The organism is Acinetobacter sp. SWAC5, from assembly GCF_003419885.1.
Taxonomy (GTDB): Bacteria; Pseudomonadota; Gammaproteobacteria; order Pseudomonadales; family Moraxellaceae; genus Acinetobacter; species Acinetobacter cumulans.
In genome coordinates this window covers 179,505-192,288 of sequence record NZ_QUWR01000004.1, presented here as the reverse complement: position 1 = coordinate 192,288, position 12,784 = coordinate 179,505, and the positions used below count along the sequence as shown (strand labels likewise).

Annotated in this window: 13 protein-coding genes; 10 read left to right on the top strand and 3 right to left on the bottom strand. The window is 40.6% G+C overall.

Annotated elements, in window-relative coordinates:
- The 3 genes from DYI81_RS04800 to DYI81_RS04790 form a co-directional block, all read left to right on the top strand.
- On the top strand, window positions 1–1,280 hold a 1,280-nt coding region (locus DYI81_RS04800; protein WP_147316027.1), incomplete at its 5' end, for a type VI secretion system Vgr family protein.
- Window positions 1,281–1,288: 8 nt separating this feature from the next.
- The gene (locus tag DYI81_RS04795; protein ID WP_117006860.1) at window positions 1,289–2,503 is read left to right on the top strand and encodes a hypothetical protein; all 1,215 of its coding nucleotides are present in this window, start codon (window positions 1,289–1,291) and stop codon (window positions 2,501–2,503) included.
- The gene (locus DYI81_RS04790; RefSeq protein WP_227865816.1) at window positions 2,503–2,871 is read left to right on the top strand and encodes a hypothetical protein; all 369 of its coding nucleotides are present in this window, start codon (window positions 2,503–2,505) and stop codon (window positions 2,869–2,871) included. Before DYI81_RS04795 ends, DYI81_RS04790 begins: the two co-directional genes overlap by 1 nt.
- 71 nt (window positions 2,872–2,942) lie before the next feature.
- Here the strand turns inward: DYI81_RS04790 and DYI81_RS04785 are convergent, their stop codons facing one another.
- On the bottom strand, window positions 2,943–4,655 hold the full coding sequence (locus tag DYI81_RS04785; protein ID WP_106986534.1) for an electron transfer flavoprotein-ubiquinone oxidoreductase: 1,713 nt from the start codon (window positions 4,653–4,655) through the stop codon (window positions 2,943–2,945).
- 192 nt (window positions 4,656–4,847) lie between these two features.
- On the opposite strand from DYI81_RS04785, the gene DYI81_RS04780 reads away from it, so the two are divergent.
- The 5 genes from DYI81_RS04780 (at window position 4,848) to DYI81_RS04760 (ending at window position 9,277) form a co-directional block, all read left to right on the top strand.
- Window positions 4,848–5,459 (top strand): DUF1285 domain-containing protein, encoded by a 612-nt coding sequence (locus DYI81_RS04780; RefSeq protein WP_106986533.1) that lies wholly within the window; start codon window positions 4,848–4,850, stop codon window positions 5,457–5,459.
- Between the two features lie 45 nt (window positions 5,460–5,504).
- On the top strand, window positions 5,505–6,377 hold the full coding sequence (murI, locus tag DYI81_RS04775) for a glutamate racemase (protein WP_106986532.1): 873 nt from the start codon (window positions 5,505–5,507) through the stop codon (window positions 6,375–6,377).
- A 131-nt stretch (window positions 6,378–6,508) separates the two neighbouring features.
- Window positions 6,509–7,537 carry a DUF4062 domain-containing protein gene (locus DYI81_RS04770; RefSeq protein WP_106986531.1) on the top strand — a complete coding sequence of 343 codons (1,029 nt, stop codon included), beginning with the start codon at window positions 6,509–6,511 and terminating at the stop codon, window positions 7,535–7,537.
- Window positions 7,538–7,600: 63 nt separating this feature from the next.
- Window positions 7,601–8,614: a ferrochelatase gene (gene hemH / locus DYI81_RS04765; protein ID WP_106986530.1), complete on the top strand. Its 1,014-nt coding sequence runs from the start codon at window positions 7,601–7,603 to the stop codon at window positions 8,612–8,614.
- 18 nt (window positions 8,615–8,632) lie between these two features.
- The gene (locus tag DYI81_RS04760) at window positions 8,633–9,277 is read left to right on the top strand and encodes an MBL fold metallo-hydrolase (RefSeq protein ID WP_117006859.1); all 645 of its coding nucleotides are present in this window, start codon (window positions 8,633–8,635) and stop codon (window positions 9,275–9,277) included.
- A gap of 722 nt (window positions 9,278–9,999) precedes the next feature.
- On the opposite strand, the gene DYI81_RS04750 is transcribed toward DYI81_RS04760, so the two are convergent.
- On the bottom strand, window positions 10,000–10,173 hold the full coding sequence (locus tag DYI81_RS04750) for a DNA gyrase inhibitor YacG (protein ID WP_106986528.1): 174 nt from the start codon (window positions 10,171–10,173) through the stop codon (window positions 10,000–10,002).
- Between the two features lie 85 nt (window positions 10,174–10,258).
- On the opposite strand from DYI81_RS04750, the gene DYI81_RS04745 reads away from it, so the two are divergent.
- Together DYI81_RS04745 and DYI81_RS04740 are read left to right on the top strand one after the other, a co-directional pair.
- Complete coding sequence (locus DYI81_RS04745; protein WP_171356310.1) at window positions 10,259–10,915, top strand: SAM-dependent methyltransferase; 657 nt, start codon at window positions 10,259–10,261, stop codon at window positions 10,913–10,915.
- Window positions 10,915–12,114: a TIGR03862 family flavoprotein gene (locus DYI81_RS04740; protein WP_117006858.1), complete on the top strand. Its 1,200-nt coding sequence runs from the start codon at window positions 10,915–10,917 to the stop codon at window positions 12,112–12,114. The genes DYI81_RS04745 and DYI81_RS04740 overlap by 1 nt, the downstream gene beginning before the upstream one ends.
- A 67-nt stretch (window positions 12,115–12,181) precedes the next feature.
- On the opposite strand, the gene DYI81_RS04735 is transcribed toward DYI81_RS04740, so the two are convergent.
- On the bottom strand, window positions 12,182–12,784 hold the full coding sequence (locus tag DYI81_RS04735) for a hypothetical protein (RefSeq protein ID WP_106986525.1): 603 nt from the start codon (window positions 12,782–12,784) through the stop codon (window positions 12,182–12,184).

The window sequence follows — 12,784 nt, the reverse complement described above, 5'->3', positions numbered from 1 at the left end:
CGTGGGCAGGTGAAGGCTATGGCGCAAGATTCTTGCCACGTATTAATGAAATTGTGGTCATCGATTTCTTTGACGGCAATATTGACCGACCATTTGTGGTGGGGCGCATACATGAAGCACAGCGCAGTCCAACCAAGTTTGACAATAAAGGTCAATTACCTGAGACCAAAAAACTGGCTGGAATAAAAAGTAAGGAAGTACAAGGTGAAGGCTTTGGACAACTGCGCTTTGATGATACGACTGGACAGATCTCGACACAATTACAAAGTACCCATGGTGCGACTCAGCTCAACCTAGGCAACCTCAGTCACCCCAAAGAAACTGCAGAAAGTGAAGGTCGAGGCGAAGGTTTTGAACTAAGAACAGACCAATGGGGCGCAGTACGAGCAGGACAAGGGCTACTTGTCAGCACACACTCACAACAACAAGCGACTGCAATGCACCTCGATGCACAAGTTGCGAAAGAACAAATCGAAGCCAACTTAAACAGCAGTAAAGCATTAAGTGAAGTGGCGAAAAATCAGCAAACAGACCCACTTGAAGTCTTGGATAATTTAAAGCACTTCCTTGGTCAAATCGAAAAAGGCAGTCAAGAAAAAGCCGATGCTTTTAAACAAGCCCTCATGATTTTATCTGCGCCCAACTCAATTGCGATGACGAGCAATGAAGATATACATGTTTCAGCAGATAGGCAGATTAGCCAAAGTGCAGGTGATAGCATTAATATCAGCAGTCAAAAATCCTTCATTGCTCATGCACAAAGCAAGATTAGTCTATTTGCAGCGCAAGAAGGATTGCGTGCGTATGCAGGCAAAGGCAAAGTTGAAATCCAAGCCCAAGGTGATGGAGCGGACTTTATTGCACGAAAAGGTATTCAAATTATTTCGACGGAAGATAGCGTGGAAATTAAAGCCAGTAAGAAAATAGTGCTGACTGCAGGTGGCAGTCAAATTGAAATCAGTAGTGCAGGGGTGTTGCCAACGACTGCTGGAAAGTTTGAGGTGAAGGCAGGGCAGCATACGTTTGCAGGGGGGGCAATTGTTCAGGCTTCAAAGACTTCTTTACCCATTTTAGGGGATGAAAATGAATATGATGTTGTGTTTTTAATGCAAGATGATGATGGTATTCCTTATAAAAATACTAAATATATTGCTTTCTTGGAAAATGGTCCTGTGTTTGAAAGTGTAACTGATGATCAGGGTTATACAAATCCAATAAAAACTATGAATAAAGAAAAAGTCTCTATTCATTTAAAAATAAATAATTATTTAGATATTTAGAGGAAAGTATGGCTGATTTTTACCCATTTGTTGTAGTTAAATCTAATGTGCCTGTTAAAAAACTATATTATAGTTTTCGTATATTTAATATATCAACAAATAAAATTGTTTCAGATAGTGGGAAGAAAATTAAGGAAGGAGTTAAATATCCATTAAAAAACAACTATCAGACGGAATTATTTACTGTTATTTCGAGTGTAGATTCAGCAAAGGATATGCTTATAGAATTTACTTTATACAAGCGTGATGGTGTTACTTTTACAGTCGTTATTGATAAAAAAATAATAACAAATATAGTTTCTGAATTTACATTTGATAATATAAAAAACAATAAAATTAAATATGATTTTGTTAATTATATGGAAGCTAATGGTATAACTAAGGTTGTTAATGGGGTTAATAAGAATTTAGTAAAATTAAATATAACTAATAAGAGAATTTTTGTAAGCACTCAACATCCAGTAGGTGATGAACTTGATCCATTTACAAAGGAAAAGATCCAGCAAGGATTATTGAGTAGATTGAAAGAAAAATATCCAGATCAGAACAGAACAAATTTATGTGGTCCAGCAGCTTTTTTTTATTGTGTTCTGAATGCAAATGCTAATATTTATAAAAAAATTGTTAAAGATTTATGGGAAAAAGGAGAAACTCAGGTTAATGATTTGAAAATAAAACCTGATAAAGACGGAGCTAGAACAGTTAAAAATTATTTTGATAGCAATGATCAACCTTTAATACCCGCTGTTGATTGGATTACATTAGGAAGTCTTAGAGATTCGGCAAATATTATTTTTGATTATACTATTGAATTGGGAGAGTCACCAACTGCTGTAAGCCCTCCAGGAGATGTGCTTGAATGGTTTAGATTAATTGGTTTTAAAAAAGTAATTTTTTATCATATTGGTGAAAATAAATTTAAAGCATTAATAGAAACTAGTAACTATGATGCAAAAAAATATTTTATTGTGTTGTTAACAAGTAGTAGTATTTTAAAAGGCCAAACAAGACACTCTAACGTGATTCCTACTCATTGGGTGGTTTTAGATGATAACATCAAAGTAGCTGGTAATTTAGTAAATTCCTCAAGTTTGAAATCTCAATTTGTTAGCTTTAAAGCATTTAGTTGGGGGGAATCCTTTGAGCAAAATAGTAATTTAACGTTAGACGAATTGATTAGTTATACTTGGGGTGTGTATATATATGAGCGAGGTTTAGCATAATGAAAAATAATTTTTATTATCCATTTTTTTTTGTTTTTTTATTGTTATTAGGATGTAACCATAAAATTCAAATAGAACCTAATAAATTACCAGAATTAAAATATGGTGAAAATTATGATAATAGTATTGAAATTGAAAAGTTAAAAATTATAGGGGATCTTGTTATTAAAACAGATTTGCCAGAAAACTCTGGAATTAGTATCCAGAAAAATGGGAAAGATGATTTTTTTTTCCAGAATACTATAAAAGTGTATGGGACTCCAAGAGTAAAAGGAAATTACTATATTTTGCTAGATGGTAATTTTGTAGGCGGTACTTTTGGTGGTATGACAAATTTTAAGAAAAAATACGATATAACGATTAAGTAATTAAATGAATTCTTTTATATATAACTAAATAAACCCGCACTCAGCGGGTTTATTTTTATCTCAAAAAGAGATTACATATTCGGGTAATTAGGACCACCGCCGCCTTCAGGTGTTACCCAAGTAATGTTTTGTGATGGGTCTTTAATATCACAAGTCTTACAGTGTACACAGTTGGCTGCGTTAATTTGGAAACGCTTAGAACCGTCATTTTCTTCCATAATTTCATACACACCAGCAGGGCAGTAGCGCTGAGCAGGCTCATCCCATTTTGGCAAGTTTACGTTTACTGGAATAGATACATCTGTCAGTTTCAAGTGAGCAGGCTGGTTTTCTTCATGAACCGTATTCGATACGAATACAGAAGATAAGCGGTCAAATGTTAACTTGCCATCCGGTTTTGGATAGTTCGGTTTAACATTGTTCGCTTCAACAGTTTTAAGTGCGCTGTAGTCTGGCTGTAAGTCACGCAGCGTGAACGGCACTTTAAAGATGTTTTGATCGATAAAGTTGAATGCGCCGCCGCCGAATGTACCGAATTTATGCATTGCAGGGCCAAAGTTACGCGCGTTGTATAACTCTTCTTTTAACCAGCTGTTGTTAAATTTCTCAGTGTATGCAGTCACTTCTTTAGCGAAGAAGTCTTCACCTTCAGTCACACGAGCAATCGCAAGGTCACCGCCTTTTTCTACACCCGCTGCAATTGCTTCAAATACAGCTTCACCACAGAGCATGCCAGATTTCATGGCAGTGTGAGAGCCTTTGATTTTGGCAAAGTTTAAGAAGCCAGCATCATCACCAATTAAGCTACCACCAGGGAAAGTGAATTTAGGTAACGAGTTAAAACCGCCTTTTACTACAGCACGCGCGCCATAAGAAATACGCTTACCACCTTCAAGGAACTGTTTAATCAGCGGGTGAGTTTTCCAGCGCTGCATTTCCATGAATGGATACATGTGCGGGTTGGTGTATGATAAGTCTACGATCATACCCAAAGTCACTTGGTTGTTTTCTGCGTGGTATAACCACCAGCCGCCTGAAGAACCGGTTTCAGTTAAAGGCCAACCAGCGCCATGCATAACCGTACCTGCTTTATGTTTTGCAGGGTCGATTTCCCAAAGCTCTTTAATACCAATACCGTAGTGCTGCGGATCAGCATCTTTATCTAAATCAAATTTAGAAATGAGGCGTTTGCCTAAGTGACCACGACAGCCTTCAGCAAAAATTGTGTATTTGGCATGAAGCTCATAGCCAGGGGTAAAGTTGTGCGTTGGTTCGCCATCTTTACCAATACCCATATCGCCAGTTTGGATGCCTTTAACCGTACCATCTTCATGATACAGAATTTCAGAAGCAGCAAAGCCTGGGAAGATTGATACTTCAAGTTCTTCTGCTTTCGTACCTAACCAGCGAACCACGTTGCCTAATGAAATGACATAGTTGCCGTCATTGTGCATGGTTTTTGGCACCATCCAATGTGGCATTTCTTGCGATTTTTCATCAGACAATAAGAAATAGGTTTTGTCTTCAGTAACAGGCACATTTAAAGGCGCGCCTTGTTCTTTCCAGTCAGGGAACAATTCATTGATTGCACGTGGTTCAAGCACAGCGCCAGACAGAATATGTGCACCTACTTCGGAGCCTTTTTCTACGACACAAACGGACAAATCGTTCAGGTTATTTTCAATTGCAAGTTGACGGATTTTAATCGCAGCAGAAAGACCCGCTGGGCCTGCACCAACGATTACTACGTCAAACTCCATCGATTCACGTTCGATGTGTTCCATGTCGGACTCCTCATCTGGTTTGAAGGTGGCTACCAATATTGCGTTTTAATATTGGCGCTGCCATGAGTGTTCTGAATTCCTAGACACAAATTTATTATCGTGCCTTTTATATTGTGGGCTAGTATAGTTTTAAACCTTGTTCTAGCCAATTGGCTGAATCATATTATTTTTCCGTCAGTAAGGTCTTCTGCTATGAATAATCATGAAAATCCCTCAAATTCGGCGAAAGAAACAGCTCAAGCCGATAATAAAAATTTAATGGCGATTGCACAATACTTAAAAGATGGACAGTTCGGTCACAAAAAGTCAATTCCCCCTTTAGAGCAATGGCACCCAAAGCATTGTGGCGCTATGGATTTGAAGGTAAAAGCCAATGGAGAATGGTGGCACGAAGGTCAATTGATCAAGCGCCAAGCCCTCATAAATCTATTCTCAACTGTACTGTGGAAAGAGGCAGATAAATTCTATTTAAAAACCCCAGTCGAGCAGATTGAAATAGAGGTCGAAGATGAGCCTTTATTTGTGAATCAGGTTGATGAAATTCAGATAGAAGGTCAGCGCTATATCCAGTTCACAACAACTACAGACGATATTGTGGTGGTTGATGCAACACATCGTATATTTATGCGTGAATTTGCTGGTGAATTAAGACCTTATGTACAGGTCCGATTTGGGTTAAATGCATTAATTCAGCGCGCGACATTTATGCATTTGGTGCAAATGGGAGAGTTAACTGAAAATGAACAAGGTCAGGCACAATTAAGCTTGAAAAGTGGTAATTTGCACTTGCAATTAGACAGCTGAGGTTTAAGCTTTCTGAATCGAATACGTCAATTTTAACTCTGTACTATGAGCGCGATACATCCTCTATACCCACTCCATGATCCAATGCCAAAAGCTGGGGCAGATGCACCGATTGGAATCTTTGATTCGGGCATTGGTGGGCTCTCCATTGCACAAGAAATTGCACGTTATTTACCCAAAGAACGCATTGTGTATTATGCCGACACAGCACATGTGCCATACGGCCCACGTGAAGATCAAAATATTCGTGAACTTACCGCGCATGCTATTGAGTGGTTATATCGTCAAGGCTGTAAAATTGCAGTGGTGGCTTGCAACACTGCTTCTGCATTTAGTCTGGATTATTTACGTGAGCATTATGGTGAAAACTTTCCGATCATTGGTTTAGTTCCAGCCCTTAAGCCTGCAGTATTACAAAGCAAATCAAAAAAAGTTGCGGTTCTTGCAACACCAGCGACCTTTCGTGGTCAATTAATCAAAGATGTGATGACTCGCTTTGCCGAACCTGCACAGGTTGAGGTGCTCACGATTACGTGCTTAGACCTCGTGCCTTTTGTTGAGGCCGGTGCTCAGATGAGTGAGGCATGTTTGGTGACGCTTAAAGAGGTGTTACAACCTGCTGTTGATCAAAATGTCGACTATTTGGTTTTAGGTTGTACGCACTATCCTTTCTTAAAAGACGCAATTCAGCATATTTTTGGTCAGAAAATGACATTAATTGACTCAGGAACTGCCGTTGCGCGACAAACAGCCCGAATTTTAATTAAAAATGAGTTATTATTTGAACATGATGGGCAGCCAGAGCATGTGCGCATTGAATGTTATGTCAGTGGGCAAAATGCAGATCATTTAAAACCAATTCTGAGTCATCTTATTGCACCTGATTTGACTTGGAGCATTAAAAATATTGGTATTTAATGATCAAATAACTTAAGTTAGTCTTTTGAATTAATTAATTAAAAATTATTTTATATGGGGTAGTCATATCGCAGAACATGTTGTGACCTTAGTCACAGTAGCTGTAATGTGCACTTGGAAGAGGATAACCAATGCTCGATAAGCGTTATCAAGTATTTATTTCTACGTCTGGTAGCGAAATGCAACCTGAACGCATGATTTTAGCTCAGACTCTTGTGGGAATGGGCTTTTTCTCCTGGGGCTTAGAGCAACGGACACCATTGAGTACTGCATTTGCACGTCGCCAAATTGATGACTGTGATTATGTGATTATCTTATTGGGAAGCTCTTATGGTGAGCAGTCGGTATCAGGTGTAGGATATATGCATCTTGAGTACATTTATGCAGTGACCAAGCAAAAGCCAATTATTGTATTTATGCACGATGAGCCATCTTCACGTGATCATGCGCTACAAGATCAGAAGCCAGAGTTAGCTGAAAAATTCAAAGAATTTCGTCAGCTTTTGCAAAATGAAGTGGATCAAATTTTTACGTACCGTAGTCTGCGTGACTTGGAAATGGCAGTGCGTTTAAATATGTCACAAATGTTGGAGCGTTACCCTGCGGTGGGTTGGGTGCGTCCACAGAATACTCAAGTATTGCAAGATGAAATTGATGCTTTAAAAGATAAAATCCAACAATTGGAAACGGATGCAGGCAAGCGAGAAGTCGATCCATTTTTAACTTTACCAAAAGTGTCGATGCATGAAGTTTTTGCATTTGAATATCGCATGCATGCCTACCAAGACGGTAATTTTAAAGAATTAAAAATTCAGAAAAAATTAACCTGGGCACAAATGCTGAGTATTTTGGGCACTACATTTATGAATCCAACGCCGGAAGAGTATTTTTCCAAGCGTATGAATGAATATTTAAATGAAAATGGCTTGTCGGATGCGCGTATAGAAATGCCTCGTGCACATGCAGTTGCGCGTGCACAAATTAATATTCGTGCTTTGCACAGTATCAAAATGCAAATGCGACAAAATGAGTGGATTGTGCAATCTGGTCGCGATGACCGCCAACGCATGCTTTGGCAAGTCACGTCGAAGGCCACGAAATTGTTGGAAAGTAATTTATTAGATTCTGATCGAACTTTTCAATTTAAATCTTTAAATTAATCTACTTAATAAATTGATTTAAAACTGATACAGTAGGCTGGTCTAATTCATAGGAATAGCGTGATGTCTTCTGCGCCGAAAGCAAAAGTGACGGTGATTTTAGCCAATTTAGGCACACCTGATGCACCGACTGTGCCAGCAGTCCGTGCATTTCTAAAACAGTTCCTGTCTGATCAGCGTGTCATTGAAATCCCCAAACCCATTTGGCAGCTGATCCTACGCTTATTTATTTTGCCTTTCCGTCCTAAGCGTGTAGCACATGCCTACGCTTCTGTGTGGCAGCAAGACTCTCCGATGCGGGAAATTTTGTTCGAGCAGGTACAAGCAGTTCAGCAGCATCTGACAGCGCAATACCCTGAGTTTGACTTGCAGGTTGTTCCTGCCATGACCTATGGCAATCCAGGTATTCAGCAGACGCTGGCGCAGCTGAGCGAACAGCAGCCAGATCATGTCATTTTATTCCCGCTTTTTCCGCAATATTCAGCGACTTCAACGGCGCCTTTATATGACGCTTTTGCGAAATGGATCCCGCAGCAACGCAACTTACCGGGCATTTCAATTATCCGTGATTATTACCAGCATCCGCTCTTTATCCAAGCTTTGGCACAAAGTGTTCGAGACTATCAGGCGGTACATGGTCAGCCCGAAAAGCTTTTGATGTCCTTTCATGGAATACCGCAACCTTATGCAGATAAGGGGGATCCCTATGCTGATCGTTGTCGCGTGAGCGCTCAATTGCTTGCGAACGCATTGGATTTACAAGAGGATCAGTGGGCTATCAGCTTCCAATCACGCTTTGGTAAGCAGGAGTGGGTGAAGCCTTATACCGATGCTTTACTGGCTGAATGGGCTAAGCAAGGTGTGAAGTCTGTACAGGTGCTCAGTCCTGCTTTTTCGGCGGACTGTTTAGAGACTTTAGAAGAGTTGGCGATTGAAAATGCGACGTTATTCCGTGAAGCAGGTGGTGGTTCTTATGCCTATATTCCAGCTTTGAATAATCGTGCTGATCATTTGCAATTGCTCAATAGTTTGCTTCAAGCTAATCTTGATGCTTTAAAACATACTTTAGCGCATTGATTTTTGAGGTCTCGCCCCATGCTCCAAGTAAAAATTGTGCCAGTCACAACATTTCAGCAAAATTGTTCCATTGTTTGGGATTCGGTTAGCAAAGAGGCCATTTTAATTGATGCTGGTGGTGAACCAGATAAGTTAAAAGCTGAAGTTGAAGCTTTGGGCTTGAAGGTCCAAGCATTATGGTTAACGCATGGACATTTGGACCATGCAGGTGCAGTAGGTACGCTACAAAAAGTGTGGGATGTGCCTGTGATTGGGCCTCATAAAGAAGACGCATTTTGGTTAGATATGATTCAGGAAGTGTCGGCAAAGTATGGTTTCCCAATTCCTGAAAAAGTTGAGGTAACGACTTGGCTTGAAGGCGGAGAGGTGCTTCAACTAGGCACTGAAAAATTTGAAGTGCGCTTTGCACCAGGTCATACACCAGGTCATGTCATGTTTTACAATGTACAGTATGGTCTACTGTGGACAGGTGATGTGCTGTTTAAAGGTTCGATCGGCCGTACAGATTTCCCACGTGGCAATCATCAGCAATTGCTAGATTCTATTCAACGTGAATGTTTTAGCTTACCCGATGAAACCCAGTTCATTTCTGGACATGGCCCAATCAGTAGCATTGGCTTTGAAAAGCAACACAATCCTTTTGTGGCAAGTAAAGCTGGCTAAATACTCAGGACTGGAGCTTCGGCTTCAGTCCTTACTAAAAGGATTGCTATATTCCTTTTTAACTTCTAGATACATCAGACCAGAAGCTGTACCCATTAATAGTCCCATCAGTAAAAAGATGAGGTCTGAGTTATGTATTCCAATAATTAAACAACCCACACTAGATAAGACAAATATCGCCATAATGGCGCACATCAATTTCGTTTTCATAAGCAACAGCTCTCCCCAAAGCGTTCTTTTTTTGTTTTGAAGCCATTTCAACAGGTTTGTTTGAGTTGCCTATAAAGATGGCCCACATCTACTAAGTGTAAAATTTATGTACACTTGAAACATGAATACAGGCTGTGTATTCATTACTATTTATAATCTGTATTAATGACAATATTCTTAATTAAATCTTAAAAAAAAGATAGAGGTGAAAATAAAAATATTTAACGCTAAGTGATTGACAAAAAAGGTCATTTTTCACTAAAAAATTACTATGTATGACATTCACATATCTATGAGAAGTCAAAGCTAACAAGCGCAAATTTTTACTGATATTTTCATAGGTAGCTTAAGAAGGTTAAAAGTATATTGGTTGATGAAATGGTATAAGCGCTTGGCGGTTTTGTGACTTGTTATGTATGGTAGGAATGCTACTTATTTAAGTAGGTTTGGAGTTGAAGAGAGGAGGAAAGCCCTCTATAAAAGACCTAACAACATTGTGATACTGTCTTATGTTATTCCTCGGAACCATCTGCTTGAGGCGCATCTTGGGTGGGTAAGGTGTATTCTTCATTGGCCCAAGCTCCAAAATCAATCAATTTGCAACGCTCTGAGCAAAATGGGCGGTAAATATTATTTTCCCAAACAGTGAGTTCGCCACAACGTGGGCAGTTCAGAGAAGTGGGCATAGTGGCGACTCCAAGCAGAGCAAATGATTCAATTAGGCAAAAACCGCGACACTTGTTAGACTTGTACGGTTTTTATTAGTTTGATCTGATTATGCCGATTCGTCAATTTCAAGCGCAGCGCATGCATGCACCTCGTGATTTCCAAGCTATTGCCAATCAACCGATTTGTGTGGAAATTGGTGCCGGCAAAGGGAAACACGCGTTATTGTTTAGTGCATCCAACCCGGATAAGCAACTAATTGCTGTGGAACGTACACGTGAAAAATTTATTGCGATGCAAAAGCAACATGGCATAGAAGGTCAAAAAAATTTACAAGCGATTCATGCGGATGCCTTGCCTTGGGTGGTTCATGCATTATTTCCTGCACAAGTGCAGCAATTTTTTATTTTATATCCGAACCCAGAGCCACATAATCCAGCACAGCGCTGGTTAAATATGCCTTTTTTTGAGTTTTTACTGTCTCGTTTAGAGGTGGGCGGTACGATTACCTTGGCCAGTAATATTCCTGAATATATTGCTGAAGCACAGCAGCAGTTAATTGATGTGTGGAAGTTGCCTTTTGTTAAAGAAGTTATCGCTGCTGATTCGGCTCGTACACACTTTGAAATTAAATACTTAGAGCGTGGTGAGTTGTGTCAGCAATTGATTATTAGCAAGCCTGCATCTTACCAAACACGTTTTGATGACTTTCAGCCTTTGCAGGGTCAGACTGCAAGCACAACGCAGAATGAAGCAGAATGATGAAACAGCGTGTTGCCATTATTGGCGCTGGCCCAGCAGGTTTAATGGCTGCTGAAGTTCTGAGCCAATATGCTTATGAGGTGCATGTCTATGAACAGAAACCATCGGCTGCCCGTAAGTTTTTAATGGCAGGCAAGACGGGTTTAAATATTTCACATGCAGAACCTGTAGCCCAATTTATTCAGCGTTATGACCAAGCAGAATGGCTTGCACCTTGGGTGCGGCAGTGGGATGCCAACTGGATTCAAGATTGGATGAAGGGTTTGGGGATCGAATCATATATTGGCTCTTCAGGTCGTGTGTTTCCCATTGAAATGAAAGCTGCGCCTTTGTTGCGCGCATGGTTAAAGCGTCTCGTGGAGCATGGTGTAAGCTTTCATTATCGGCATCAAGTGACAGCCTTAGAGGCTCAAGATTTAACGGTACTGGATTTAAAACAGAGCGAAACACGGACTGAAACTTTTGATGCAATGGTTTTGGCTTGTGGTGCTGTGTCGTGGTCGCAACTCGGAAGTGATGGTGCATGGCAATCTTGGTTACAAGCCGACAGTATTGAACCCTTTCAAGCCAGTAATGCAGGCGTAGAGCGGGCGTGGTCGCAATATATGCAACCAGTGTTTGGCCAACCCTTAAAGCGTGTAGAGGCTTGGGTGGGTGCAGGCGAGCGTACGATGGGTGATATTGTGATCAGTCATTATGGTTTAGAGAGTGGTCTGATTTATAAACAAGGTCGAGCTTTAAGGGCGATGCTTAAAGCGACTCAAGCCATGACACTTTATTTGGATTTAATGCCAGAAGTGTCGGTGCAACAATTGGCGCAAAAACTGCAGCCCAGTAAAAAGCAGTCACAAAGTAATGTGTGGCGCAAAGCTGGCCTAGACAGTGCTAAAGCTGCATTGGTTCGTGAGTTAGTGCCTAAGGCACTTTGGTCACAGCCAGAAGCATTGGCACAGCAGATTAAAGCTTTATGTATTCCATTAACAGGTTTTCGTCCTATCTCTGAGGCGATTAGCTGTGCGGGTGGTGTGAAGCGCGAAGCACTCTCTGAACAGTTACAACTCAAGCAGCAGTCTGGCTTATTTTGTGCAGGTGAAATGTTAGATTGGGACGCGCCAACTGGGGGCTATTTGCTTACGGCTTGTTTCGCGACGGGTCGCGCGGCAGGTGAAGGCGTACACGCCTATTTGCATCAAGACTGATGTGGCTTTAAGTTGACTTATAACTGAGTAAAAAAGGGTTCATGTAGAACCCTTTTTGTGTTCTAGATTAAGGAGCTGATGTGGCAACATCACTCGCAGCTTGTGTATTGAGTTGTGCCAGTTCTGGGTATTGAGCTTGCCAGTGATCAAGCTGCTCTTGTGCATGAATAAACTGGCCTAAACCTTTGACATGGGCACTCGAAACCGCATTTTCGTCTTTGTTAGTTACCTGTGCTTCAGCCAATTGAAGTTGTTGTTGCTGATTCCAATATTGATACATCAAGCCTTGGATATAGCGACCTTGTTCGGTTTTAAGGTCTAATTCCTTAAGCATGCTTAAGGCCGATTGAATATTGTCACGTTTGCGTTCGGCAGCAAATTCGGGACTGAGCGAGCCACTTTCTTTCATCTGCATCAGCTCATCTTCCATCTCATCACTGACTGCGGTAAAGCGTTGGTCATAGTCTCGTAGTGCGCGAATATCATCTGGATCTTGTGCGGTTTTAGCAAAACTTTTGACCGGCTCAGAAGCCAGCTCTTTCATAATACGATCGTCAGCGCTCGTCTCTGCTTCTGGTTGCTGAGCTGTCTTTTTTTGTTCGCAACCGTGCATGAAAAATGTCGTACCTAAGAGTACAGGTATCGCCAAAAATTTAACCATGTAATGCAT